16 protein-coding genes are annotated in these 26135 nt (G+C 62.7%); 4 read left to right on the top strand and 12 right to left on the bottom strand.

All coding sequences use genetic code 11. The features are described 5' to 3' along the window. Positions 1–122 precede the first annotated feature (122 nt). Positions 123–1223: a replication initiator protein A gene (locus DR_RS16185; RefSeq protein WP_234944706.1), complete on the top strand. Its 1101-nt coding sequence runs from the start codon at positions 123–125 to the stop codon at positions 1221–1223. Between the two features lie 444 nt (positions 1224–1667). Here DR_RS16185 and DR_RS16180 read toward each other — a convergent pair whose 3' ends face one another. From DR_RS16180 to DR_RS16125, 12 genes are all read right to left on the bottom strand, one after another. Continuing rightward, positions 1668–2813 (bottom strand): McrC family protein, encoded by a 1146-nt coding sequence (locus DR_RS16180; RefSeq protein ID WP_227086050.1) that lies wholly within the window; start codon positions 2811–2813, stop codon positions 1668–1670. A 182-nt stretch (positions 2814–2995) separates the two neighbouring features. Beyond that, positions 2996–5605 carry an McrB family protein gene (locus tag DR_RS16175; RefSeq protein ID WP_227086049.1) on the bottom strand — a complete coding sequence of 870 codons (2610 nt, stop codon included), beginning with the start codon at positions 5603–5605 and terminating at the stop codon, positions 2996–2998. Positions 5606–5901: 296 nt separating this feature from the next. Continuing rightward, positions 5902–6435 (bottom strand): hypothetical protein, encoded by a 534-nt coding sequence (locus DR_RS16170; protein WP_162177817.1) that lies wholly within the window; start codon positions 6433–6435, stop codon positions 5902–5904. A gap of 23 nt (positions 6436–6458) precedes the next feature. Next, complete coding sequence (locus tag DR_RS17285; RefSeq protein WP_010884027.1) at positions 6459–6965, bottom strand: type II toxin-antitoxin system HicB family antitoxin; 507 nt, start codon at positions 6963–6965, stop codon at positions 6459–6461. Between the two features lie 39 nt (positions 6966–7004). Then, positions 7005–7262 carry a type II toxin-antitoxin system HicA family toxin gene (locus DR_RS16160; protein ID WP_081816096.1) on the bottom strand — a complete coding sequence of 86 codons (258 nt, stop codon included), beginning with the start codon at positions 7260–7262 and terminating at the stop codon, positions 7005–7007. 57 nt (positions 7263–7319) lie between these two features. After that, positions 7320–7805 carry a hypothetical protein gene (locus DR_RS16155; protein ID WP_010884036.1) on the bottom strand — a complete coding sequence of 162 codons (486 nt, stop codon included), beginning with the start codon at positions 7803–7805 and terminating at the stop codon, positions 7320–7322. Positions 7806–7823: 18 nt separating this feature from the next. Further along, a protein-coding gene (locus tag DR_RS16540; RefSeq protein WP_197480514.1) for an IS630-like element ISDra3 family transposase occupies positions 7824–8832 on the bottom strand; the annotation gives its coding sequence in 2 pieces (ribosomal slippage) (positions 7824–8363 and positions 8365–8832; 1008 coding nt in all). Continuing rightward, positions 8798–10420, bottom strand: coding sequence for a class I SAM-dependent DNA methyltransferase (locus DR_RS17030; RefSeq protein ID WP_010883984.1), 1623 nt, complete (start codon positions 10418–10420; stop codon positions 8798–8800). Before DR_RS17030 ends, DR_RS16540 begins: the two co-directional genes overlap by 35 nt. 99 nt (positions 10421–10519) lie before the next feature. Further along, positions 10520–12349, bottom strand: coding sequence for a DNA methyltransferase (locus tag DR_RS17025; protein ID WP_010883983.1), 1830 nt, complete (start codon positions 12347–12349; stop codon positions 10520–10522). Next, a complete protein-coding gene (locus DR_RS16135; protein ID WP_010883982.1) occupies positions 12346–15171 on the bottom strand; it encodes a helicase-related protein in 2826 nt (941 codons plus the stop codon). Before DR_RS16135 ends, DR_RS17025 begins: the two co-directional genes overlap by 4 nt. 2 nt (positions 15172–15173) lie before the next feature. Further along, positions 15174–20294 carry a DEAD/DEAH box helicase gene (locus DR_RS16130; protein ID WP_010883981.1) on the bottom strand — a complete coding sequence of 1707 codons (5121 nt, stop codon included), beginning with the start codon at positions 20292–20294 and terminating at the stop codon, positions 15174–15176. A 231-nt stretch (positions 20295–20525) separates the two neighbouring features. After that, on the bottom strand, positions 20526–21509 hold the full coding sequence (locus DR_RS16125) for an IS4-like element ISDra1 family transposase (RefSeq protein WP_010884023.1): 984 nt from the start codon (positions 21507–21509) through the stop codon (positions 20526–20528). 306 nt (positions 21510–21815) lie between these two features. On the opposite strand from DR_RS16125, the gene DR_RS16120 reads away from it, so the two are divergent. From DR_RS16120 to DR_RS16105, 3 genes are all read left to right on the top strand, one after another. Continuing rightward, positions 21816–23324: an alanine/glycine:cation symporter family protein gene (locus DR_RS16120; protein ID WP_051618940.1), complete on the top strand. Its 1509-nt coding sequence runs from the start codon at positions 21816–21818 to the stop codon at positions 23322–23324. A gap of 92 nt (positions 23325–23416) precedes the next feature. Continuing rightward, the gene (locus DR_RS16115; RefSeq protein WP_063653090.1) at positions 23417–24601 is read left to right on the top strand and encodes an IS4-like element ISDra7 family transposase; all 1185 of its coding nucleotides are present in this window, start codon (positions 23417–23419) and stop codon (positions 24599–24601) included. A 511-nt stretch (positions 24602–25112) separates the two neighbouring features. Next, complete coding sequence (locus DR_RS16105) at positions 25113–25892, top strand: TerC family protein (RefSeq protein WP_027480398.1); 780 nt, start codon at positions 25113–25115, stop codon at positions 25890–25892. The last annotated feature ends 243 nt before the right edge of the window (positions 25893–26135 follow it).

The following is a 26135-nucleotide window of genomic DNA, read 5'->3' as shown; positions in this document are numbered from 1 at the left end:
AGCGACACCTTTGCGGGAAAAAGTCGAAAATGTTCGTCCAGCACGACGAGAGAAGCCGTCCTTGTTGTTGTTCTTTTATATCTTTTAAGTATTTAAAAACAACAACACCTCAGGAAGAAGAGATGCCCAAGAAACCCAAGCCCAACAATTTTCATGACGAACTCAATTTCGCCCGGTTCGGCGTGATCAGCATGCACTCCAGAATTGACCGTGAGGTGACCAGCTGGAAGTCGGAGTTCACCATTAACGGCAGGACGTTTCGGATCGAAGCGATTACGCCTGAAGGCCGTCCTCATGGCATCGATACCGACACGCTGGTAGCTGTCGAGACCTTGTTTGTTGCGAGCAGCTGCCCGGAAGACAATTGGGTCCACACGACCGCCTACGAAATGCGTGAACTCATGGGGCTGGGCAACAACGGGGACAGCTACCACCGGCTGCGTCAGAGCCTGCGACGGCTTTACCTGACGAGCGTGATCGTGGGCCGTAAGACTTCTGTCGCCAACGCGTCGGGCAGGGTGACTTGGGACAACGTGGGTGTGAGGTTTCTTGAAGGCATCCGTTACCGTGACGCTGAAGATGCCAACGCCCTCAGCATGTTGGACGGCGAAGCGACCCTGAGCATCCGTTTGGGTGAGCAACTGGCCGCCAGCATCCGCAACGGTGTCTCTCAGGTGCTGGACGGCCAATTGCTTCATCAGTTGGAGCAGCCACCGGCACGCGCCCTGTACCGGACGTTGCAGGCACACCGGCGGCAAGATGACGGGACATTGCTTGATCAGTTACGTGTTCCTTTGGCGGAGTGGCGGCTGGCGACCGGCCTCACCACCGAACGCACGGACCTTGTTCGCCGCGCTCTTGAAGCGGCCCATGACGAGTTGCTGGCCAACAGGTATCTGGAAGCCGTGAGCATTGAGGGGCGCGGCAAGAAGGCCTACGCCTCTTACACCTTTGCGGAGAGGGGAGCGGCGGATCCGGCGCTCGTGGTCTTGCTGCGCCACGCGGGCGTGACGGTCTCACGCGCCACAGCTCTGGCCGCGCAGCACCCGGAACGGGTGGAGGAGGCCTGCGGTTTCTGGAAAGCCGCAGGGCCAGCACGGGCGGCACGGTACGTAATCCCGGCGGCCTGGTTGCGGACTTCATCGAGAATCCAGGCAAATATCAGCTTCCGGAAGAGTTCGTCGAACCTCGCCGTGAACGTGAGCAGCGGCTGTCGGAGCTGACTGCAAAGCGGCAGAAAGTGGTCGAGGCTGAGCAAAGCGAACTCCTCGCACAGTTGGCAGCGTTAGAAAGCAGGTCGCCCACGGAGCAGTGGGAAGCCCATAAGGGAACGCTGCACCTGTACTTGCGCAAACGTTTCAGCCCCGACCAATGGGAGCGGCTGGAAGAGCGCTGCCGCAGCGGGGAAATTCAGGCGGCGGCATTAGCCCGTGTGTTGGCCGCAGCGGTGTCGTCGGCCACCCTCGATGATCAAGTCGATCAACTCAGGCGCAGTCTCAATCCTCTGCTGCCTCTCTAGGCGGGAGATGACAAACTGTTGATCCCCCGAGCAGGGCCGGATGGCATCTCAACCTGTTAGGTATTAAGGACATCGTGCCTGGCCCTTGAGAGCAGAGGATGAGCTGTGGGAGGTCAGCTGCTGCCCTCGTGCGTACCGCTGAGTGTGTTCAGGTCAAGACCGAAGCTGGCCATTGTGCCCCAGGGTCCGCCTGATTCAGGTCAATGGTGACGATGCTGAGGGTGCGCCCCTGCCCAAGGCGGATGGGAGCACTGACAGGTGGCAGGCCGGGCAATCGGGGGTAGATCAGCCAGAGGGCCTTGTGCGTGTACGCCGCGCTGTGCTGAAAGGCCTCGCTATAGGCGAGCATTTGATAGGCGTCTGCATTGGCCACGTCGTAGGTGGGGGCTTTGTCGGCCTCAAGGCGCTTCCACTTGGTGTCCGCGACGATGACCTGCCCCTCTTCTGTGCGCAGCAACAGGTCGGGGCGCAACCGGAAGGCGGGAAGGCCGTCAGCGTCTCCCAGGGCCCGCTGGGTGACCTGGGTAGCAACCGTCCACGTCGGGTAAAGGCGACGCAGAAGCTGGGCCACGTAAGCCTCGTAGACCACATTCATGTCGAACAGCAGCGCGTGAGCCTGGGTTTTTTTCCCAGCCACTATGGGATTGAGTTCATAAAGCACCATGCGGCACAGCGCCTCAAGCGGCGCAAAGTGGGTGTGCCCCCGGCCCAGCCGCCACGCCGCGAAGTCCACGTTGACGTTGCGGCTCGGGGGCACCTCATCCAGAGCATGAAGGAGTTCGCGGGCCAAGCGCTGGTTGGCCGGCAGGCGGGTCAGGGCAGCGAGACGTTCTACCGAAAGGCGGGTCAGGCGTGTCTCAGGCCGGTCCGGCAAAAATTCGTCGTAGGTGACGTGGAGCAGGTGGGCGCGGTGGGGCGGTTGCCGCACCTGCCGGGGAAGGTCCAGCCGGCCCCGCAGTCCAGGGCGTTCCTCCTGCACCGGAACATAAGCGTGTGGAATGCCCCGGCGAACGGCGGCGCGGACGCCTTCCAGGGCGTAGCGGATGACCACCTCGTAAAGCGGCATGTGGGCGGTTTGCAACTCGGCTGGCGGCGCCACCCGGAAGCGCTCGTCGGTGGCGGCGAGCATACGCAGCAGCAGTGCGCGGCTGCGCTCCAGGGACTCGGCTCCGGTGCGAGTGCCCGGGCGCTCGTGGGTCTTGGGCAAGATCTCCACCGTCGCGCCGTCTGGGGTACGCAGGAGCCCCACCCACTGCGTGAGCTTCAGGGCCGCACGGCCCTCAAAGCGGGTCATGGTGGCCACCGGGCTCAGCTCATACCGAGGGTCGAACAAGGCAGCCTGCACGGCTTCAAAGACTGCCGGGGGCAGAGCCGTGACATTGGCCTTCCACTCAGGACGACGGATGCCAGGCACCAAGAGGTCGTGCTCACGGACCTCAAAATGCGGGGCTTGATTCGGAGGAGGCGCCCCTGGCATCAGGCGTCAAACGGGAAATCTTGATCGCTGACGCCCGCATAAACTCCGGTGAAGGCTTCAATGTTCTCGAAGGCCTCAGGATTCAGGCGGTAACGCAGCTCGGGCCCTGAGCCGCTGCGGTGAATGAACTGCAGCGCTTCCGCCTTGCTCTCATCGCCGAGAACCTCACGGATCTTGCTCCAGTCCTCAAAGAAATACTCTTCCAGCAGCGGCAAAATGCGCTCGCGTAGAGCACTGGATACGCCGCCCAGCGTGGCGGGCAGCCCCAGCAAGTAGGCGTGTCCAATGACCTGCTCGCGGCTGAGAAGGCGCTCGATGCGGTCGTTGATGACGTGCAGGAACTTGCGCAGGTCCAGGGCCGTGCCGCCAAGGTCGAGCACCGGCAGAACCTCGGGCTGGGGCCACACGGGCCGGAAGACGAAGCGTCGGCGCAGCGCGGCGTCAAGCAGGGTCAGGCTGCGGTCGGCGGTGTTCATGGTGCCGATGACGTAAAGGCTCTGCGGCACGCTGAGGGGGCGGCGGCTCAGGGGCAGGGTGACGGTCAGGGCTTCCGGCGCCCCGGTCCGCTTGCCGCTTTCGAGCAGGGTGATCAGTTCCCCAAAAATCTTGGAGATGTTGCCGCGGTTGATCTCGTCGATGATCAGGACGTGCGGGCGCGGCGTGGGCGCATGAGCGGTCTCTCCGCCTGCCGTAGACACACCGAGGGCCTGAAGCACTTGTGCCGGGGTCACATCGGCCACCCGCTGCAGGGTCGGGGGGGCGAACGATTTTCCAAGCGTCTCGGTGGCGCCGACATTCAGGTCTTGGGCCAACCACTTCACAGAGCGGGTGTGGGCGTAATCGGTGGCAAACGTCGGGTCACTGTGCGGGTCAAAGCGGTAGTCGCCAGTCACCACGCCCACCGCCCCGATGCGGTCGGCGGCAGTGGCGAGCAGCATAAGGTCCCCTACACGAACGCTCTCCTTAAAAAGAAGCTGTCGCCCGCTGAGGTCCTCAACGCCCGCTTGGGTCAAATCGCGCGGCGGCTTCCCGTAACTGCCCATCCTCAGCTCGCCACGGCCCAGACTCAGGTCACGGATGCGGCTGACCGGCGCTGTGCCGTCAATGTACATTCGCCAGACCTGCGCGTCCGGGCGCACCAGCGGCTGTGTTTCAGTCGAGGGACCAGCTTCCGGTGCCGCCGGCGCGAGGGCACCACCGGCAGACCGCACCGCTTCCAGAAACACGCCGTCTTGCAGCACGTAAGAGAGGGCCCCGCCGGACATCACCGGCTTGATGCCCTCAATGAAGTCTTCGTAACCGAAAGACTGGTGGAAGGTCACGAAGGAGATCTGACCTTGCGCGGCCAGCTCGTCGTAGCGGGCTTTACGGGCCGCGCGGCCCTCGCTGCCGGGGTGAGCAGATAAGAAAGCCGGGTCAAGGACCGAGAGCGCCTCGTCCACCACGCGGTAGGTCTTGCCGGTGCCGGGAGGGCCATAAAGAATCTGGTTGAGCGGCACGCCCGGCACTGGAACGAAGGCCGCTGGTGTCGGGGCGACAGGCCGGGTGCCGGGAACCCCAATTTCCTCAGTCGATGTCTCCTCGCTGGGACGCATCAGGCCGTCGAGCAGGTCCACAAGGGCGTCAAGGTATGTCAGGGCCGCGTCCAGCAGCTCGGGGAACTTGTCGGATTCGAGGTGCTCGGGAAGCAGGCTCAGGCCCACGCGCAAGCGGCGACTGCGGCCCACGCCCGACATGTACTGCTGAAGCTGCTGCGCGGCCTCGGCTTCTCGCCCGGGTCCCAGCGGCAACAAAAACAGGGCCCCAAAATCTGTATTCAGGGTGAGGGTCGCTTCCAGGCCAGCCGGCAAAGGGGCATTGAGCGCCGTCAGCAGGGTGTGCTGGCGAGCGGGCTCCTGCAGCGCCTGCCGGGGCCCGTCTCCCCGGCCATCAGGCAGCCCGGCTTCCAGGGTCAGCCCCGCTGAGAAAGGCACGTACTCGAACCCACTGTCGTCGGCGAACAGCAGCGCCCGCGCAAAGGCGCCGCCATCGGTCTTGACGCCGCCGCCCAGCGCCACTTTGACGGCGAGTTGCTCCCGACCGCTGTAGGGCGAGCGTGAGGGCTTCAGCGTCTCCCACTCGCCGGCCATCAAGTCCAGCAGCAGTGGCGCGTAACGGCGGTCAAGCACGAGGTTGCCCTTGACTTTGTCCCCCGCAAATTCCTGCGCGTCGGCTTGATACCGGGCAAACGGGAAATGATTGCCTTCCAGAGCCGCCGTCTGGCTGTTGAGCCACGCCCGGTGCGACAAAGCCGCAAAGTCAGGGTTGAGCTTGTGAGCCGCCTCCAGAACGGTCTCATACTCTGCAAGAGTCTGAACCTGACCAGCCGCCTGAAGACCACGCGCCTGCAGATAAGGCACATTGACAGCATTGAGGGCCAGGAATCGCTCGGGGTTGAGCCAGAAAAGACCCTGGGTCAGCTTGGGCAGCGCCACCTTGCGAATCTTCAGGGCGTCCTCAAAGGTCTGAGCGTCCAGAATACCGGCCACTGCCTGCCGCGCCAGTCGCCAGAGGAGCGGTACGTCCCCCGGTTGACGCTGACTGCGATAAGCAAAAAACCAGGCATTCATGGGGTTGCTCCACGGCACGCCTATCAGGTCTGTAGGAGAAGGAGCCTGAACCCCCAGAGCGGCCCCAACCCTGGCAAACAGCGGCAAAGCTGTGGCGTCTGAGGTGTGCTTGAGGACCAAAGAGAAGAACGTGAATGGGTCTACTTCACGCAGGGGCTCCCCTTCGTCATGGTTGATGCTGATGCTCGCGTCACGCAGCGCAGCAAGCAGTTCAGGCTGGCGGTCTTCATAGTCCAGAAGCCGGGTCGCCAACTCGCGGAAAAAAGGCTTCCAAGAACACGAAATGGCAGCGTCGCTCATGCTTTCGTCTTAGCCTTGCGAGGTTTCTTGGAAGCCGGGACGACTTCTGCATCATGTGATGCTGTTTCCGGGTCTGACGCCTTTTCAGGACTAGGCGGAATAAGAAAACTAGGCAGAACGAAGCCGGTCCAGCCGAAGCGCTGCGTTAGATTCAGCACCAGCTCCCGCATAAATGGCCAGACGTTCACAGGCGCGTTCCGGCGTGCAAATTCTTCGAGGAGCGCGTCGCTCAGTGCCTCTACCGATAGGTAAGACAGGTGGTACAGGCAAACAAATTGCCCTACCTTCTGTTCATTCGCGGCAATGAAATGCAGTTCTAGTTGGGCATCTATCTCAAAAGTACGGGCCTGAGCATTCGATTTGAGACACTGCACCTTGAAATGACTGTCTACTCTGACGTCAAGCTCCTGAAAATCCGAGGGCTTAGCGCTGGCACTGACCTCGCCCAGTTCGATACGGGTGGGCTGCACACCCGCAACGAACCGGTTGTATGTGAGTGCATCCAATACCATTGACTCGGCTTGAGACACTTCCTGGCTGGTTCTACGGGGCATCAGTTCGTTACCCGAACTTCAAGAGATTGCTGCATAGACGTCATGACAGACGATGCCTTTGCAAGTCTTGTGCCGCTCCAATGTATAGCAACATCATATATTTCCCTGTCGCTATCACACTCTTCGTCCGTATTCGGTTGGTGGTCTTGAGCTGACTGAGCATCCACAGAAGCTGAGCGGTTTACCACATCGTTTATAGCGCGTTCGACCAACGTATTGAGGCTGATTTCTTGCGACTGTGCCATTGCAACTGCCTGGGCGTGGAGCAAAGGCGAAATCCTGACATTAAATTTACCACTCATAGGTTTTTCTGGTTCCTCGCCCAGCTCGGCACAGAAAGCCAGATAATCTTCTACACTCTCTTTAAAAGCCTGCTTGATCTCAGAGACACTCTCGCCCTGAAAGGTAATGACGTCACGGGTGTTGACTACCGTGCCATGCAGAATTTCCGCTTCCGCATCAAAGGTCACGCTACCTATATAGCCTCGATATTCTAAAGTCGTCATCTTGGTTTTCCTTGCAAATGATGCCATTGCTTCTACTAATTATTCAGGACGTATACCGGCGTTTTCTAAAAGTTTCCTGACATCATTCACGGCCCCTTTATCGGTTGTGGGCTGGGGATGAGGGCGATGAAACACGGCGCGTACCCCACGAAGGCTGATACGAACCCGTGAACCACTTCCCTCACTGATTTCTGCTCCCAGGTGAACAAGTAACTTTTCTATCGCGTCCCAATGAATGGTGCCAGAGATCGGACGGGCAAAAATCTGCTCTAACGTCCGTTGATGTCTGCCACTCACCTTAGTCATGGTACCACCAGATAGTACCAGAATCCTGACAAGTGCTACGTAATGAACTCATTCAGGCCCCCAGCCGCCCGCCACCGCACCGCCCGGTACACGGCTGGCGTACTCGTGCAGGCGCTCCAGCCCCAGCGCCGTCAGCTCGTCGTACACGCTCAGAATCGCTTCCTTCGTGCGGTAGCTTCCGTGCGCTGCCACGTCCTTGCGCTTCACGATGGGGAACGTCTCCATGATGTAGTCCACGTCCGGGCGCTCAATGCCGTACAGCAGGAAATACAGCGCGTCCAGTTCGGCCCGCAGCCAGAAGCGGCGTTCGTCATCCCAGGTAAACGGCTCGCCCGCGTAGCCGAGGTCACGGGCAAAGCCGGACAGGTCGTGGGCCGTGTACGTCAGCTCCAGCACACGCGGCGTAATGAAGGCAAGGCGGGAAGGGTTGAAGACGGAGGGTGGGAGGACGGGGAATTGCTTGAGGTAGTTGTAAGTCAGATGTGTACCGCCGACTTTCTGACGTGCACTGTAATCCAAGACATAACTATTCATGTCACTATTGACTCCGGCTTAGGTTGGAGACGAACAGTAGCGGTGAGTAAGGCGCTGGGGAAGCCGAATGTAACGAACACGTTGCCACGCGGAGTTTAGCCTTGCCTTCAACTCACCGACAGTTTTGGGGCAGAAGTTTCCGAGGACTGATCCTTTTATGTAGGCCCACACCCGCTCAATGGGATTGAGTTCAGGAGCGTAGGGCGGGAGATACTCGACGGTAAGACGGGGCTGCTGCTCGACGAAGGCCCTCAGGGCCTTCGTTTTGTGGATACGAGCGTTGTCCATCAACACAACGAGCTTGCCTTGGACGTGGCGGAGGAGATGTCGGCAGAACGCCACGACCTGCTGGCCTCGAATGGCGCCTGGGTAGGTCTGTTGTAAGAACTGGCCCGTAGTCGTTATCGCACCAATAGTCGAGAGCTTGTCCCAACTGGCTTTGGCCGTGATGATCGGCGTTTGTCCTCGGACGGCCCAAGTCCGGGTCACCGTCGGTTTCAGGCTGAAGCCACTTTCATCGAGGAAGACGAGAGTCATACCCTGCTCAACCTTTTTTTTTCAAGCTGGGGAGCGTCTGCTCGACCCAGGTCTGAACCGCCTGCTCATCGCGTTCCAAGGCACGCGATTCTGGCTTCTGAGGACTGAAGCCAAGCTGGTGAAGCAACTTCCTGACGTGATCGGCGTGGTACCACACCTCAAATTGCAGGCCAATGACCTCCCGCACGCGGGAGGTCGTCCAACGCGCGTCGGGATAACCGGCGGCCAGCGGTCCTGCGCGCAGGATCTCCCCCAGTTGCGTGCGCTGTTCTGGCCTCAGGCGCGGTGAAGGCCCAGCCGCTCGGGTGGCCTGGAGGCTGCCTCGTTCTCGGAGACGCTGTTTCCAGGTGCGGACTGTACTTTCGGAAACGCCGACCGAAGCCGCGATCTCCTTGGCATTGACCTCACCTGCGGCGAGGAGCTGCTGAGCATACAGCCGTCGTTCTTCCAGCTGGTCACGAGTCAAAGTGGAGGGTCGCCAGACGCGCAGCACCTCCTAAGTTTACCTCGCGTCTCCAAGTCGTGCCGGAGTCAATAAACAAGGCTGACGCAGCTAGTGCCGAAGTGCCAGAAAACATAAATGGCATTGTGTTTCCCGAGCCATAGGGTGGAAAAAGGCCAAAAATCGCTGTTCGCTCATCTGTGACCCGTGCTATATCCCGAAAGCCCATCAACCAATCCCGAGTCCATTCCCAAGTCACGCGCCCGTTTTTATCTTTCTGAATCAGGCGGTCTTCTACTTCCGCTTCTGCTACCCAGTACCGCGGCAACGGCAAGCAATCCGGGTCAGCCTTTTCCGCGCTGGTTATGTCCCGCGTCTCACCATTCTCGGTGTAGGTGGCGAAGCGGTGGTCAAACTGGTGCATTAGCTTGGCTTCGTACAGAGGAAGCATCTGCGCCGGGCCTTTGCGGTAGCGGTTGCCGTCCAGCGTCCAGCCCTCGGCGTCCAGTTGCGCGGCGGTGCGAAACAGGCCGGAATCGCTGGTCATATTGAACAGCCCTTGCTTGAAGCTGATGCCCCAGGGATTCTCTCCCGTCGCCTCATTGAGCAGTACGGGTACGCGCTGGTAAATGCCCTTCGTAATGGCCGCGTCACGGCTGCTGCGGAACACGGGCGCGGTGCGGGTGTTGGGGTTCAGCAGGGCAATTTCGGCAGGGGAGAGGCTGAACACCTTGCCGGGGTCGCGGGCTTCGTCGGCATTCAGGGCAAAGAAAGCGAACTGCGCGGCATTGTTGGGACGCTTCTCGCCGCTGGCTGTCAACATGCAGAACTTGAATGAGCGGTGTACGCCAGGGAAAATGCCTTCGCGGTTCTCAAAGTCGTACAGGCTCACCAACGACTTTTTGTCCATCAAGCTCTGGAAGAAGAACTTGGTGGTGTCGTCGGTGGCAATGCCCGTCGGCACGATGATGCCCAGGCGTCCGCAAGGATTGAGACTGTTTCGGCAAAGCTCGCTGAAAATCGCGTAGGTGTTAATGCGCCCCCGCGCCGTCAGTGGATAGCGCCCGCTGGCCGAAACGAAATGACTCACGGCGTCTGCTTCACGCCGGGCGAACAGGAAGTCGGCGTAGAGCTTTGGGTCATTCTCGGCCAGTCCTTCAATCATTTTCTTGCGGAGTGCTCCGGTGGCGGCGTCGGCAATTTCTGGTTTTCGCGGCGCAAACCACTCTTTTTCCTTCAATTCCGTGTGTTCCCACGGTGGGTTGCCCAGCACGCAGTCGAAGCCACCTTTTTGCGCGTCTCCGAACACGTCGGGAAACTCGATGTGCGGATGCAGGAAGGCGTACTGCGCGGCCACGTCGCTCACCAGTTGCCGCACGGGTTGCAGGGCGGGGGCGTCCGGCGTGCGTTTCAGGGCGTGCAGCGTGGCGGTGGTTAGCGCGGGTTGGCCGGGGGTCTTGGGGGCGACGAAGGCGGCGCACCAGGCGTCGGCCAGGCGCTGCTGCTCCTGCAAGCGGGCGTTCTGGCGAATGGCGTGGTAGGTACTCTGCTGCGCCTGCACGTGCTCGGCGCTGTCGGGTTCGATTTTGTCCAGCGCCCGCACCATTGCCGTGAGGGGCGCGAGGTCGCCGGACACGTCGAACAGGCTCTGTTCGCCTTTGGCAGCGCGAATCAGGGCCTCACGCTCGGCCTTGTTGCGCTTTTTCAGCTCCGAGACGGTTTTCTTGTCGTCACCTTAAATGGCGCTGAACGCTTCGTCGGGCAGGTGAAGGGTATGGGCCCTGACGGCCCGGCTGGTCACGCCGCGCACGGTCTTTTCGGGAATCTCGTCCTCGGCGTTCATCAGCTCGGGCGTGGCGCCCAGCAGGCTGTTGCCCACGCGCAGGCGGTGGTCGAGGAAGGCCAGGGGCCGGCCCGCGTCCTGGCTTTCGAGCCACAGGGCGACTTTGGCCAGCTCAATCGCCATGGGGTTGATGTCCGCCCCGTAGATGCAGTGGGCGATGACGGTGCGGGTGGCTTTTCGCAGGGCGCGGGGGCTGGGGAGGCTGGTTTCCTCTTCCAGTTCGGCCAGCCGCGCTCCAATGCGGCGGGCGGCGGCAATCAGGAAGTGCCCCGAGCCGCACGCCGGGTCGATCACCTTGAGACCTTTAAGCGCGGCGATGGCGTCTTCCGGGAGCTTGTCACGTACGGCGTCTTCGATCACCGGGTCAAGGGCGCTGTCCAGCAGCAGGTCAATCAGGCTGCCCGGCGTGTAGTAACTGCCGGTGCTTTTGCGCTCATTGCCGGGCAGCACGGTCAGCGAGAAGCGGGGCCCCGGCTCGATGCGGGGCACCAGTTCCAGCAGGCTCTCGTAGATGCTGCCCAGCTCCTCGGAGTCCAGGCCCGCGTAGTTCACCGGACGCAGGCTGCCGTTCACGCTGATTTCGCTCAGGGCGCGCACGGCGCCGTAAAAAGCGTCGTTGCCGAGTTTCAGGCCACTGAGCAGGGTCGGCTGAAACAGCAGGCTGCCCAGCGCCGGCAGGCCCAGCGGGGCAAAGCCGCCGCGCAGGTAGCCCAGCAGCCGCTCCCAGGCCACGTAAGCGTCGTGGTGCAGCGGGTTGCCGTTTACGCTGCCGGCTTTCTGCCGCAGGGCGCGGGTCAGGTAGTGCGCGGCGCGGGCGCGGGTCTGCGCGTCGGGAAGGTATTCGCCGTCTTCATCCCGCGCAAACAGCAGGTCGCGGTCCTCGGTGACGAACAGGAACACCATCTGATACACGGTGGTCAGGGCCGCGCGGTAGAGGTCCTCGGCCTTGACTTCGCCGCTGCGCGTGCGCTCCAGCAGCTCCGGGTTGTGCCGCAAAAAGCCGGTCCCGAGGTGCTCGATGGCGAGCTGTACCCCGTCGCGCAGGGTGTCGTTGGCGCGCTGGCCGAGCACCTTGCTCGCCTCGTTCCAGGCTTCCAGCGGCCCCACCTTGCCGCCGCGCAGCCGGGTGCGGTGGAGCAGCAGCCACAGCACCCGGAAGGCGCGGGCGTCCTCGGTGCGCAGCATCTCGCCAATCTGGAACTCGGCGTAGGCCGGGCGCGTCACCTGGGCGTTGTCGCGCAGCAGCCGCAGCGTCTCGCCGTTGGTCACGAGGCCCCACAGATGCTCCGGCGTCGCGTTCAGGTAGCCCTGCATCAGGCCGTGCGGACTGACGCGCAGCCCGGTTTCGTCGGTCACGCGGTCAAGGTCCGGCTGCCGGGTGAAATGCAGCGGCACGTCCCCGGTTTCCGTGAGGTGGCCCACGGCGTATTTGCCGCCCGCCGCGCCGCCCCCCACGAAGTTGTAGTCCAGCGCGCGCAGCAGAGGCCGCACCCATCCAGCCCAGGCGTCGGTGCCGTGCTGCTGGTATTTCGCCCACGCTTTGCGGGCGTCGTCCCAGGCGTCCTGAATGGCTTCTTCCAGACTGGTCTTGGGGGGCAGGTCGTAGCTGGCGGGAGTGGCCCCCTCGACCTTGCCCGTCTGGGCGCGGTCGGAAAGTTGCAGCAGAAAATCGTCGGTCAGGCCCAGGCCGTGCAGGCGGACATGATGTAGTTGGGTGGTCAAGACAGGGCTCCAAGTTTGGGCAGGGGCAGGAAGACGTAAATGCCGAGCAGGTCTGGGGGGCCGGGCGGTTCCACGCTGTAGGTCACGCCCTGCCCGCGCGCGGCCCCACGCACCCGCTCGTGCGCCTCCAGCAGCGCGGCGGCGCGCTCCTGAGCGCGGGCCATCAGGGGCCCGTCCAGGCCCTGAACGTCGGCCAGAACGCGGGTCAAGCGGTCTTCTTTTTGCACCGGGTCGAGGTTGCCTTCGGGCGTCAGGGCGAGCAGGGCGCGGGTGGCTTCGGCGTCCAGCCAGCCGCCTTTCCCGTCCGCCGGTGCCCGCCCCGCGTAGGCGAGCAGGTCGAGTTCCTCAGCCAGCGTCTGCCACGTCCGGTTGCCCTTGCGCCCCGTGAGGTGAAAGCGGTGACGCAGCAGCAGCAGCGTGGTCTGCGTGGCAACCTTGGAGGTGCGAATCACGCCCACCCGTTTGGCCGCCGCCTCCAGCGGAGCGTCGAGCGCCTGCCCCAGCACCGTACTGGCGAGCTGCTCCACGAGGGGGTGGTTGCGGGCAAGCGGGGTCACGCCGCGCTCAGTCTGGGCGTCGAAGCGAAAACGCCGCGCCCCACGCAGGAAATCGCGGTACTCGGGCCTCACGTCCGCCTGCGCGGGGTCGGCCTCGAAGCTGCCGTCCACACGCGGTGAAACACTCACGCCGGCTCCACTCAGAGCGTCGAGCACAAAGTCTTGCGCCGCGTGCGCGTCCCCTAGCGCTTCACGGACTGCCCGCAACTCGCTCGCCACTTCTTCGGGGCGGATGCTGTTCTGGGCAAAGCGGCTGCGCGATTTCTTTTCCCCTTCGGCGGCGTCGCGCCACTTGAGGTCAAAGGCCTGCACGTCCTCAAAGAGCAGCGGCTGAATCACTTCGCGCCCCTGCGCGTTCAGCACCCGGCTGAGCAGCACGTCGAGCAGGCTCTCGGCCTCTTCCGGCGCCGGCACACTGGTGCCGAGCGTGGCGCGAATCAAGCGGTGCTTGCGCACCAGCACCTCCAGAATCAGGGTGTCAATGCGGTTGTCCTCGCCGTAGATGGTCAGCACCCGCACCTCGGGGCTGGCCTGCCCGTAGCGGTCGACCCGGCCTTCGCGCTGGTCGAGTCGGGTGGGGTTCCAGGGCAGGTCGTAGTGGATCACAGCGCTGAAAGCCGCCTGCAGGTTGATGCCCTCAGAGAGGCAGTCGGTCGCCACCAGCACCCGCCGCTCAGCGCGGGCGAGCTCTTCCACCCGGTCCACCCGCTCGTCGGGCGTGTGACGTCCGGTGACCGCCAGCACTTCGCTGCCTTTCAGGGCCCCCCGGAGGTGCTCGGCCACGGCCTCTGCGGTGGCAATAAAGCGGCAAAACACAATGGGCGCAAATCCCTGATCGACGAGCCCCTGCACCTGCGCCGTCAGCAGCTTCAGTTTGTTGTCCTTGGCCCCGGCCAGGGCGTCGGCCCGGCTCGCCAGCGTCAGCAGCCGCCCGGTGGTTTCACTCTGCTCACCGTCCACCTGAGCCCCAGGAGTCATGTCCAGGGCACTGTCCTCGCCCTCTTCGGGGTCAAGCACCAGCTCGCGGCCCAGCCGGTCGATCACCGCTTCGTCGGTCTCTCCGTCGTCCGCCGCTATGGCCCGCTCGCGCAGGGTGGCGGCGGCGGCCTGCGGACTACTCGCCAGCGCCCGCAGCAGCCCCAGCGCCGCCCACCAGCGAATGCGGGTGCGGCTCTGGGCCTCGCCGGGCACGTGGACACTCTCGCGGGCGTAGGCCAGCACGTCGTCAAAGAGGGCGGCGTAGTCCGGGTGCAAGGCGTAGTGCAGCTCGGCGTCGCGCCGGGTTGGAAAAGGAGTGTCTTCCTGCAGGTACTCTGCGATGTCCTTACGCCCGCGCTGCACGAGGTGCCGGGCCAGGGTCGCGCGGGCACGCTCGTTTTGCGCCCCGCTGAGGTCGAGTGGCAGCCTGGCGAAGTCGGGATTGAGCAGCCGCAGCAGGCTGCGGAAGGCGTCTTCCTTGCCGCTGTGGGGCGTGGCGGTGACCAGAATCAGGTGCCGGTCTTCCTTCCTGGCGAGGTCTTCGAGCAGCCGGTAGCGTTGGTGGCGCTTGGTGCCCATGCCCTCGCCCTCAGCACTGGCGTGCGCCTCGTCCACGATGACGAAATCGGGCGCATTGGTCAGAAAGTCCTGCCGCCACCGGTCCGACTTCACGAGGTCGAGACTGACCACCGTGAATTTGTAGCGCTCAAAGACGCTCTGGCCAGGGTTACAGCCCTTTTCCAGGCGCCGGGCGGTGCCGGGCAGCACGGCCACCGCGTCGATGCCGAACTTGACCCGCAATTCCTCCACCCACTGTCCCGCCAGGTGCGGTGGGCACAGGACCGTCAGGCGGTCGATCTCGCCCCGGTCCAGCAGCTCGCGGGCGATTAAGGCGGCTTCCACCGTCTTCCCGATGCCCACGTCGTCGGCGATCATCAGCCGGGCCGGGCTCTGGCGCAGGGCCATGAGGAGCGGCACCAGCTGGTACGGGCGCGGCTCCACGCCCAGGCGGCTCAGGGACCGGAAGGGCCCAGCGCCGCTGCGCACCGCCAGCCGGGCCGCGTTCAGCAGCAGCCGCGCTCCACTCGCGGTCCCGAAGGCCGCGGGGCTCGGGGGGGCGAACGCTGCCGAGGTGACCTCCTCCCCACCCTCCCCGGCGTACACGCCCGCGATTTCTGCGTCGCTGCCGCCCAGGGGACGCAGCAGCAGGAAGTCCGCGCCGCTTTCAGGCAGCACCACCCAGTCGCGCCCACGGGCACGCACCATTGAACCGATATCAAACGTCATAGTTATCCTTCCCCGAAAATGAATGCGTAGCGGGCAAGTTGCGCCGGCCAGGTGCTGCGGTCATGCGTAAAGGGCACGACGGTATACCCGGCAAACTCCAACTCTTCGCGCAGTCGGGCGTCGCGGCCTGTCTGACCAGGCTGGTCGTGGTGGGGCCCGTCGATGAAGATCAGGGCCGCCTGCTCGGCGTACGCGAAGTCCGGGCGGGCGTAGTGGTCCGGCACGAGCAGTTGCGCGTGTGACGGCAGACGCCGGCCCTCATCCCGCACAAAGCGCAACCATTCGCGCTCCAGTTCACTGCCGCACGCCGCGCAGAGGGTCTCAAAAGGGTCGCCTGCGTCACCGGGCAAGGTGACCCGCGCCTCACGCAGTCGCAGCAGCAGTTCGCGCACGGCGAAGCGGTCAAGCAGGTCATGAAACGTCTGGTTGCCATAAGTCATCAGACAGTCGTAGCAGGCCGCTTCGCAGCGCTCCGCCGCGTGGGGGGCGTGCCCGTGATCCTCGCCCGTCAGGGGGTCAAAGTGCAGCAGGCCCAGCGCCGCGGCGGCCACTTCACCCAGCGCCCCCGAGCGGAACACCAAATCTTGCAGTACGCCGGCCCCGCCTTCGGACGCTTCGTACAGCAGAATTTGGCGCGGCTCCTGGCTGTCGGGCAGCAACTCGGCCGCGAGCTCACTGTCCTCCAGCTGGTAGGTGAGCTGCGCAGCGTTTTTGAGAGCGCTCATCAGCGTAGCCATGCCGCCCGCATCCAGAGGAAGGGCCGGCTCAATCAGCAGCACATTGCGGGTGTCTTCCACATAGGGAATCACTCGCTGCACGGCCACGTCCCGTCCTCCGGCGGCCTTGAGCTTCCGTTCGTGCCCCTGCTTGCTGAGCCACTGTGAGGTCTCGGGGTCAAAGAGAAAGCCGAGTTCCTGCTTGTTTTCGCGGTTGCGCCAGCCATAGTTGATGCGCCAGAGCGTCGCGCCGTCGCCGTAAGTCAGGCGCAGCAGCGGCGCGTCGGTGGCTGCCAGCGCCTGCACGCGGTCGGCCCGCCCCCCGCGCGAAGCGAAGCGCATGCCGCTCTTGACGTCAAAGCCGATCCGGCGCCGCTCTTCTTCGTCACTGCTGATGCGCTCGCGGCGGCGGGTCGCCACTGAGGTCATGCGGAAGAGGTCCGGGCGCGGGGGCGCGAGCTGGGCCTGACAGTTCTCGCACACGTCGCGGGCACCCTGATCGCCCTGAACGTCGCCGCTGCCATGGTGAAGGTAGCCGCACTGCTCACAGCGCTGGGCACTCACTGTGGGCAGTTCACTGGTTTCACCGCGGGCCGGCACGATGACTTTGTGGGCCTCGTACTTCGCGCCGTTGTGATAGACGATGGCGTTTGGCCCGAACTCAGAGAGCGCCAGAAAGCGGGGCCGCGAGAGGTAGCTGTCCCTTCCTGCCTTCGCGCCGCGCCGTCCGGGTATGTAAGCCGAGAGGGGCAGACGCGCGAAGTTGTATCCCGGTAAGAAGCCCTCAGAAGCCAAGTAGCGGTAGGTGTAAAAGTCCGACAGCTCGCCTTCAGGACTGCGCAGCAAGCTGAGCTGCGTGTTCGCCTCAGCGTGCAGGCGGCGCGCCTGTTCCTGAAGGTGGCGTTTGCCCGCGTCGGCCAGCACGGCGTTGTTGAGGTGAAGCTGCGAGAGGGCGCTGCGGTAAAGGTCACGCCAGCGGTCGCAGGCCCGGTCAAACTCACGGGCGGCGTGTTTGACGGTGTAAGTGAGCCATTCCTCGCTGTACCACCCGGTCCCTGTGAGGTCCACGCCCAGACCAGCGATGAGCTGCCGTGCCCGAATCAGAGTGCGCTTTTGTACGCCCTCATCCTGAAACGGATGCTGGAAGTCCGGCAGCAGCGCCAGAGTGGGGTCTTCACCATTCACGTCAAGCAGCTCGGCCACCGAAGGCGGCAACTTCTGGCCGGTCTCGGCCAGCCAGATGGCGTGCACATGCGACCTGACCAGCGCCTCGTTGCCCAGTTCTAGCCGCGGGGTAGAGACGCTGCCGCCCACCATGAGCCCCGGGCGCCGGAAGAAATACTGGTCATGGTTGTTACCGGTGGTGGCGTAGGTCATCACCAGTGCGGGCTGCCCGCTGCGCCCAGCACGCCCGGAGCGCTGCGCGTAGTTGGCCGGGGTGGGCGGCACGTTGCGCAGGTGCACCACATTCAGGTCGCTGATATCCACGCCCAGTTCCATGGTGGGCGAGCAAAACAGCGCGGGGAGGGTGCCGGCGCGGAAGGCTTCTTCACGCTTCTCGCGTTCCTCAGCGCGAATCTGCGCGGTGTGTTCGGCGCCGTGAAGGTCACGAAACTCGGCGGCGGGCTGCTGGTAGAGCGAGAGGAAAAACGAGTTGACGCGCGGCGCTTCGCTGCCCGCGGGACGCAGCACCCGCAAGGCGTCCACGGACGGCTCGGTGCCCGGCCCGGCGTGCCAAGTGAAACTGGTTCCCTTGAGTTGGTAGGCGCCCGGCTCCACCTGCTCGATGAACTCAGAGAGGGCCAGCAAGAGGTCATGCAAGATGGCGTCCACATCGTCGCGCTTCAGGGCCTGGCTCCAGGCGAGCGTTTCCGGGCGCGTCAGGTAGCGGCCAACAGCCCCCTGGGCGCTCAAAGAGAGTCGCCCGGTGGAGCGTCCCTCGTCGCGTGGCAGCGTGCCCAGTACCACTCGCCGCGCTGTGGTGAGGTTCTGCGCCTCTTCGGGCGGTAGGGACAGGGGGCTGTCCTCGCGGATCAGGCCCAGGTTCAGCACCACAGCGCCCAGATAGTCGGGATCGAGGTAAGGCGCCTTGATGGCGAGGTTTTGCCGCAGCCAGTCAAGCAGCGCCCGCGCGGCACGCTCACGCGCCTCGACCACGCCGCTGCGCACCACCGACAGGGCCGGATGGGCCCGCTCCCAGAGGTCTTGGGCTTCGCAAACCTCTCGCAGGTAGGGGTACTCGAAGCGCACAAGGTCCACGCCTTCGAGGTTGGGCAGGGTCAGGCGGCGGCCTTCAGCAAGGTCGGCATAGAGCGCGTAGCCAATCAGGTTGTGGGCCGTCTTGAGGGTGCGGTCGCGCTCGCCGAAGCGCACGTTGGGGTCGCTGGCGAACGCAGCGAGGTCCAGCTCTAACGCTGCAAACACCTTCTGGGCTACGTCTTCGAGCGTGAGTGGGCTTGCCTTAAGCGCCCGCGCCAACGCGGCGCGCAGCGAGGCCACGAACACGAAATCGTTGAAGTGCCCGGCCTGCAAAGAGGCGTCTTGACGGTTGTCCGTAAACGACAGAATCTTGCGGGCGGTGTCCCGCAGGTCGGACTTTCTCAGCCCCTGCACCGCCGCCATGCTGAGCAGCGTCGTGGCCGTGGAGCGCCCCTCGCTCGACAGGGTGGCAAGCTTGGTCAGCTTGCCGGTGCGGCCCAGATAACTCACGCCGCAGCACAAGCAGAAGCGGAATTCGCCTTCTATGAATGCGGCGCGGACTCTTTCCGCTTGGCCCACTTCACCCAGACCACTCACCCGCACGGTACGTGGGAGCTGCCCACGGCGGCTGGACTTCACGCGCAGTTGGCCGTTCTTCTCCTCCAGCCAGTTGTCGGGCAGGCGCTCAAGCAGCTTCTCCTCGTCCAGGGGCCAGGGGGGGTCCCCGAGGTAGAGATAGCCGTCGTCCGGCGTGCTTTCTTGGCGGGCCTCATTGCCGCGTGCCACGAACACCTCACGGCCCGTGTCAGGGTCAGGGACGCGGCGCACTGAGTAGTATTCCTGCCCGCAGTTGCGGCAAAACTCCAGTGGGTAAAGCCGCAGGGTGCGCCCACTCTCCGGGGCGTACACCTGTCCGCGCAACGTGAGGTGTTCCAGGCGCTCGGCGCAGGGCAGCAGCGGGGCGTAGACGGTGGCCGCCTTGCTGATGAACTGGTGAAGCCGAAACGCGAACACCGGTCGCCCCGTGGCCGGGTGCTGCAGAGCGTTGCCGGCGAGGAGGCGGCCTTGCAGGGCTTCCAGGCACTGCATCACGGGGAGGCCCGTTTCCAGGGCGAGCTGCGCCGCCAGCCCCCCGTCCCCCGCCACGGCCTGTGGTGGTTGTCGGTCATAGCGCTTCGCCTCGCCGTCCCACCGGAGGCCCACCATGTTTTCAAGCCACACCACCAAGGCGTCGCGAATAAAGGTTTCAAAGGTGGACGGCACTGGCGCGGCCACGGCAGCTTTCAGCTCGGCGGTGCCCGGCTCGCCTGAGGTCACGCGCTCCAACATTTCCCCGATGACCTGCTCGGGGGTCATGTCCAACCCAAAGAGCCGCGAGGCCACGTCCGCGACAGCCCTTTGCCGCTCGGCATACACCGGACTGGACGACATCGTGGCGCTGGTACCGACGCAAATGGCGTCGGGGGCCCTTAGTCTCTCGCGCAGGCGGCGAATCAGCAGCGCTACGTCTGCCCCCTGCCGCCCACGGTAGGTATGAAGCTCGTCAAAAACCACGAAGCGCACGCCCTCAGCAGCCCGGACCAGCGCGGCTTCGTCCTGCCGGGTGAGAATCAGTTCCAGCATCATGTAGTTGGTCAGCAGGATGTCCGGCGGATTGGCGATGATGGCGTCTTTTTCTTCGCGTTTTTCCTGGCCGGTGTAGCGCCGAAAAGTCACGGGTCCGTTGTCGCCCAGGAACTTGCTGAGTTCTTCCACCTGACTGTTGGCAAGCGCGTTCATCGGGTAGACCACGATGGCCTGGATGCCCTTGCCGCTGCCGCGGCGCAGCACGTGGTCCACGATAGGGAGGATGTAGGTCAGTGATTTGCCCGAACCGGTACCGGTGGTCACGACATACGAGCGCCCCTCACGGGCCAGCCGAGCCGCGTCGCGCTGGTGGGCGTGCAAGTTGAGGGGAGAGCGCGGCTCACCAGCCGCAAACAGCGCGGCGCAGTCCGGGTGCAGGACCCCTTGACTGACAAGGTCACTGACGCTGCCGCCCGGCGTGAAGTTGGGGTTGAGTTGCGCAAGAGGATCAGGCCAGAAGACCCCACTCCGCATCTGTGCGTCCACATAGGCGCGCACGTCCCGGTCGCGGATATAAACGAAGGAAGAGACGTAGGAGGCGTACTGGTTGATGACTTCCTGACGGAACTCGAAAATATTCACAGTGCGCGGTGGGAAGAGAGGAAAGAAGGTCGGCTGTGCATCGCTTTAGTTATTGCAAGTTCATTAAGCCATGACAAGCTGTAACTTCCGTTGTTTGGCCCCGTAGTGTGAAAAAAACGGATATTGGACACTTCAGTCATAGAAGGCACCGCTGTTGGCCCTGAAGGAAGCGGCGACCAAATGCGAAGTGAGCCATTTGACAAGCCGTGTCGTGGAAATGTACCGGTTTCCTCAGTAGGTGACAACTTCACTTTCAGCCGCTCCTGGCAGGCAAAAAGCCTGGATGAACACCTCCAGGATCGCCATGAACTGTTGGGGTTTCCACCGTAGGGCATCCACGAGATGCTGAGCGCCGTGCCGTACCAGACTGACCGCTCTCCGACCATGCTTTAGAACAGGGATGGGCCAGGTCTGGCTCAGCCAGACCCCCAGGCGCAAACAGAACATCCAAGCCAATGTCACCAGTCCGAAGAGTCGCTGTAGACGGCTCCTTTCCGTCATTCCGGTTCGCTCTAAGTCAAAGCCTCGCTTTTTGAAACTGCTGAAGGTGCACTCAATCGACCAGCGCTGTTTGTAGAGCCTCCAGGTCTTCCGAGCACTGAAATCTGTGGCGATGATGACGAGGTCACCCACAGGTGACCTCGTTGCGACCACCCGCATCAACTCCCCGAACACGAACACCTTTTCGCCGATCTCGTGAAAATGACCGTGCTGGACATGCTCAAACCACTCTTTCCCATTCATGTCGTCTAGCATGTCGGTCTGTCGGATACGAATTGCCCTCTTGATGCCCTGACGACGAAGAAAGCGGAACCATTCCGCGCCGATGAACTCCCGATCGGCCACCAGACCCAGCCAGCGTTTCGCTGGCCAGGCCCGAAGGAGCTTCAACACCAGCCACATTCGAGCGTAGGTGTGACTGTTCCCAGACTGGTCGAGAGGCACCCAGATGAGCGGCAGGGTGAAGCCGTGAACCACGGCTCCAAGCACCAGAAAGTTGATGGGCGTTTCCCCGTGCTCCCAATTGGTGCGGTCCAGACTTAGCAAAACCTTCCCCGGTGGAAGATGGACGACAAGCAGAGCGATGAAAAAGCCCCTGTCCAGCTGCTCATCCCGGAAGGTGCGGTCTGCTCGTCTCTTCTTGCCCTGCGGGGTACTCATCCCCGGCATATGGGCACTCAGGTCGTGATGATTGACGCTCCTCGCGTCAATCATCGCCAGGAGGACGTCAATGAGGCGCTGGAGTGTATCGATGCGGAGGTGACTGGCATGCGTTTTGAAGTGCCCGGTGAGTGCGGTAGCCTGCTGGGCAGCTCCCCTCTGTTGATTTCACACTCTCAGGACACCGCGAACAGTCGGCCCCATCAAGCTTGATGGGGCCGACTGTTGGTTTTTGCCGTCTGGGACAACGTCGAACCGAAGTTGTCACCTACTGAGAGCGCCGACTGGAGTCGAACGGCGTCTGCAAGGAGCAGGCCGTTGAGTTCGGAGAGCGGCAGCAGTTCTGCTCAAGAGCCATGGATGGGGCGCCTCCCAGCAGCACTCGTGTTCACTGGCCTGCTGGGCGCCGTCTCTTGGGCTTCAGCCCAGGGCCCGAGCGTGGATGAGCGGATCAACGCGGTGGTCACGCCCGTCAGCCACTTTTTATCAGGCCTCATTTTCGCCAGCATTTCCGTCGGTGAGGCCCAGGTGCCGCTGATCGTGGTGTGGCTGGCGGTCGCCGCCATCGTCTGCACGCTCAGCTTCCGCTTCGTCAATATCTGGGGCTTCAAACACGGGATCGACCTCGTGCGTGGCCGCTACGGCAACGACGCCGACGCGCCAGGCATGGTCACGCATTTTCAGGCGCTGACCACAGCCGTTTCCGGGACGGTGGGTCTGGGAAATATCGCCGGGGTCGCGGTCGCCCTGAGCCTCGGTGGGCCCGGCGCGACGTTCTGGATGATTCTGGTCGGCCTGCTCAGCATGAGCACCAAGTTTGTGGAATGTACCCTCGGAGTCAAATACCGCCGCATCAACCCCGATGGGCGCGTAGACGGTGGCCCGATGTTTTATCTGACCCGGGGGCTGGCCGAAATAGGGAAAGCGGGGCTGGGCCGGGTCTTGGGGCCGTTTTACGCCCTGTGCATGATCTTTGCTTCTCTGGGGGCGGGCAACATGTTTCAGAGCAACCAGGCGGCGCAGCAGATCATCAACGCCACGGGTGGCCCGGCCAGCCCTCTGTCAGGCTCGGCCTGGTTGATTGGGCTCGGCCTGGCGCTGCTCGTCGGCGCGGTCATCCTGGGTGGGATTCGCGCCATCGCCAACGTGACCAGCAAACTCGTCCCCGCCATGGCTGCGATTTATATCGTGTCCATCATTTTGATTCTGTCCCTGAACTTTTCTGCCTTGCCCGCCGCCTTCTCTGCCATCTGGCAAGGCGCTTTTGCGCCGCAGGGCATCGCCGGTGGCTTTATCGGCGTGATGATTCAGGGCATGCGGCGCGCAACGTTCAGCAACGAAGCCGGCATCGGCTCGGCCGCCATCGCCCACAGCCCTGTCAAAACGTACCGGCCCGTCACTGAGGGCTTCGTCGCGCTGCTCGAGCCATTTATTGATACGGTGGTCATTTGCACGATGACGGCGCTCGCCCTGATCGTGACCGGTGCCTACGCCCAGACCGATGTGGCGGGCGTGGCGATGACGAACGCGGCCTTCCGCAGCGTTTCGCCGCTGCTCAGCTCGGTGCTCGCCATTGCCGTGGCCCTCTTCGCGTTCAGCACCATGATCAGCTACGCCTACTACGGCACCCGCGCGGTGCGGTATCTGCTTGGTCCGAGCGAACTGGCCACCAACCTCTTCAAGCTGGTCTTTCTGAGCTTTGTCGTGATCGGCGCGAGCATGAGTCTGGGCGCAGTGGTGAACCTCTCCGACGCGCTGCTGTTTATCGCCTCTATTCCCAACATCATTGGCCTATACCTGCTGTTGCCGGTGGTGCACCGTGAGCTGGAGAGTTACTGGGCGGACTTCAGATCGGGTCGTCTGGATTAAAAAGGAGTAGGGGCTTTGACCAATGGTTCGTGCAGTTTTGAGCCCAAAAGGAAAGACCCATTGAAAATGGAGCTGTGAAATCACCGCTTCCAATGGGTCTGATGGCCATCCTACAGTACGTTCTCAGCGCGGTCCCGCTGCGCAAGACGCAGCGGAATTTCCTGACCGTGCTGCTCAGCGTTTTTCTCGCTGTTCCTGGACGGCTGAACGCCCTGAATCTCTCCCGGTATGCAGCCTGCTCGGAGAGTACGATTCGTCGTTGGCTGCACCGAAGTGACGATGGGGCCATTCCGTGGGGCGCGTTACACCAGGCGACTGTCAGTACAGCAATCGAGAGTGGGCTGATCAGCCCACTGTGCGTTCTGGCCATCGACGCCTCTTTTCACCGCAAAGCCGGTCAGCACACCGCACACCTCGGCTCGTTCTGGAATGGCTGTGCCGCGCGGACCGAACGCGGAATCGAGCAATCCTGTTGTGCCCTCATTGATGTCCAGCACCGGCAGGCCTTGACGGTCGATGTCCGTCAGACCCTGACCGGGTCTGAGGCTCCAACTCGTCTGGAACAGGCCGCCGATCAGCTGGATGACGTGCTGCTCGATCTCCGGACTGTTCAACAGCTTGATCTGGCTGCTGTCGTTGCCGACGGGAATTACGCGAAGGAACCCATCGTGGAGACCGTGACGGGTCACGGTCTCCCGTTTATCTCCAGATTGCCTCGCAACGCCAACCTCAACGACCTCTACACCGGTGAGCATCCCAGACGACGGGGGCGAAAGAAGAAGTTCGACGGTAAGGTGGACTTCAGTGACCTGCAGCGCTTCGACCTCGTCTCTGCAAGGCCGACTGAGCGGGTGTGGACGCAGGTGGTCTGGAGCGTGCAGTGGGCGCGGGAAGTGCGCGCAGTCGTCATTCAGCAGATTGGTAAAAAGGGTCAGGTCACCGGCTACGCGGTGCTGTTCAGCACCGCTGTGACCATGCCGGCTCATGAGGTCATGGCGCTGTATCGAAGCCGCTTTGAGATCGAACTGATCTTCCGGGATGCCAAACAGTTCCTGGGGGGCCAGGATGTGCAACTGCGGTCACAGCAGGGCATCGAGGCGCATTGGAACGTGGTGCTGCTGACCCTGAATCTTTGCCGACTGGAGGCCCTGCGAGCGGCAGGTGGCGGGCAGGATCTGGTGTTCAGTCTCGAAGACATGAAACGCAGGGCGTATAACGCCCTGCTGGCCCAGGTCATTTTATCCAATCTGGACCTCTCGGCTCGCTTTGAAGAATGAGCGAATTCGCCGTTCAGTCCGCTGGATTTCGGACTTAAAGCCGCCTAAAACTGCACGAACCATTGTTCGTACCTGCTGCCTTAAAATTCCTCCTCCAATACACCCGTTACTGCGGGCTCTTCCTTTGCGATTCGGGGCCTGGCTTAGAGCAGTTCTCCGAATTACGCGTGCGTCGGAACAGCGCCGCCACCCGCTCCATTCTCTGCTTCGCAGCTTTGCAAGTCCGTCCTGCTCGTTGGTTTGCACTCGCTCCGCTCGTCAAAAAGCGGTGCACTCTTTTTGTCAAATGATCTAATCAGACCCGCCCAATCACGCACCAACTATAGAAAGAGGCGCGACAGTCAAATGAAGGTCCTTCATGCAACCGACATGATTCGTGCACAACTTCTCCCGGACGATGGTTTCAACGCACGCTTCCCTGCCTGCGCTTCCGCCTCACCCTGAACTCAGCGGATACGTCCAGAGCGCGACTTTCGTGAGTCACGTTTGCCCATACCCTATTGGAGTTCTCGTGATCGGTACCCTCTTCGCCTGGATGGCCCAACCTGAAGCCTGGTTGGCGTTCGGCACCCTGCTGCTGCTGGAGATCGTCCTCGGCATCGACAACGTCATCTTCATCAGCATCCTGTCAGGCAAACTGCCCCCCGAACAGCGTGACCGTGCCCGCACCATCGGCCTGCTCGCTGCCGCCATCACCCGGCTATTGCTCCTGGCCAGTATTGCCTGGGTGGTGAGCCTCAAAAACGAACTGTTTCAGGTCTTTGGGCTGGGCTTTTCCGGAAAAGACCTCGTGCTGCTGGGTGGTGGCCTCTTCCTGATGTACAAAGCCGTCAAGGAAATGCACGAACTGCTTGAAGGGCCTGATCACCAGGAAACCACTCCTCTGAAAGCCGGAACAGCCAGCTTTGCCGCCATCATCGCGCAGATTATGGTGCTGGATATCGTGTTCAGCCTCGACAGCGTGATTACCGCCGTCGGCATGGCCGACGATATTGGCGTGATGGTCTGGGCCGTCATTGTGACTGTCGGAATCATGCTGTTCGCGGCCAGGCCAATTGGCGAGTTCGTGCAGAAGCATCCCACCGTGAAGATGCTGGCGCTGTCGTTCCTCCTGCTGATCGGCGTGAACTTGGTGGCCGAGGGGTTCCACCTCAAGATTCCCAAGGGGTACACCTATTTCGCCATGGGCTTCGCTGTTGTGGTCGAGGCACTAAACATGCGGGTTCGCGGCCATCAGCCCGTCAAGCTTCATCAGCCTGAGGTCACAGGGGATTCAAGTCGGAGAGAGTGAACCGCTGGAGCGCAGAGGACATCTTGTTTTCTGCCTGCTGTGGCGCGGCTCAAAGGTAAGCCGTCCCTCATGCCTTCGCTGCTCTGCTCAAGTTATTTTGTCTTCTGATGGCGCCGCCTATCGACAATGACGAACCTCCCAGTGCTGTTATATGTTGCTCTCCATTTCCCGGGAAGGTTGCTCCGGCACGGCATGATCAGCCGTCGGAAGCCCTCACATCCTGATCTGAACTGGTCGTGTCGG

Source organism: Deinococcus radiodurans R1 = ATCC 13939 = DSM 20539 (assembly GCF_000008565.1).
GTDB lineage: Bacteria > Deinococcota > Deinococci > Deinococcales > Deinococcaceae > Deinococcus > Deinococcus radiodurans.
The sequence above is the reverse complement of the archived record's forward strand: the minus strand, read 5'-3'. Positions and strand labels throughout refer to the sequence as shown.

Coding starts and splice junctions, on each gene's coding strand:
- DR_RS16185 (WP_234944706.1), top strand. CDS start 123: ATGCCCAAGAAACCCAAGCCCAACAATTTTCATGACGAACTCAATTTC.
- DR_RS16180 (WP_227086050.1), bottom strand. CDS start 2,813: ATGACCCGCTTTGAGGGCCGTGCGGCCCTGAAGCTCACGCAGTGGGTG.
- DR_RS16175 (WP_227086049.1), bottom strand. CDS start 5,605: ATGAATGCCTGGTTTTTTGCTTATCGCAGTCAGCGTCAACCGGGGGAC.
- DR_RS17285 (WP_010884027.1), bottom strand. CDS start 6,965: ATGACGACTTTAGAATATCGAGGCTATATAGGTAGCGTGACCTTTGAT.
- DR_RS16155 (WP_010884036.1), bottom strand. CDS start 7,805: ATGAATAGTTATGTCTTGGATTACAGTGCACGTCAGAAAGTCGGCGGT.
- DR_RS16135 (WP_010883982.1), bottom strand. CDS start 15,171: ATGACGTTTGATATCGGTTCAATGGTGCGTGCCCGTGGGCGCGACTGG.
- DR_RS16125 (WP_010884023.1), bottom strand. CDS start 21,509: ATGATTGACGCGAGGAGCGTCAATCATCACGACCTGAGTGCCCATATG.
- DR_RS16120 (WP_051618940.1), top strand. CDS start 21,816: ATGGGGCGCCTCCCAGCAGCACTCGTGTTCACTGGCCTGCTGGGCGCC.
- DR_RS16115 (WP_063653090.1), top strand. CDS start 23,417: ATGGGTCTGATGGCCATCCTACAGTACGTTCTCAGCGCGGTCCCGCTG.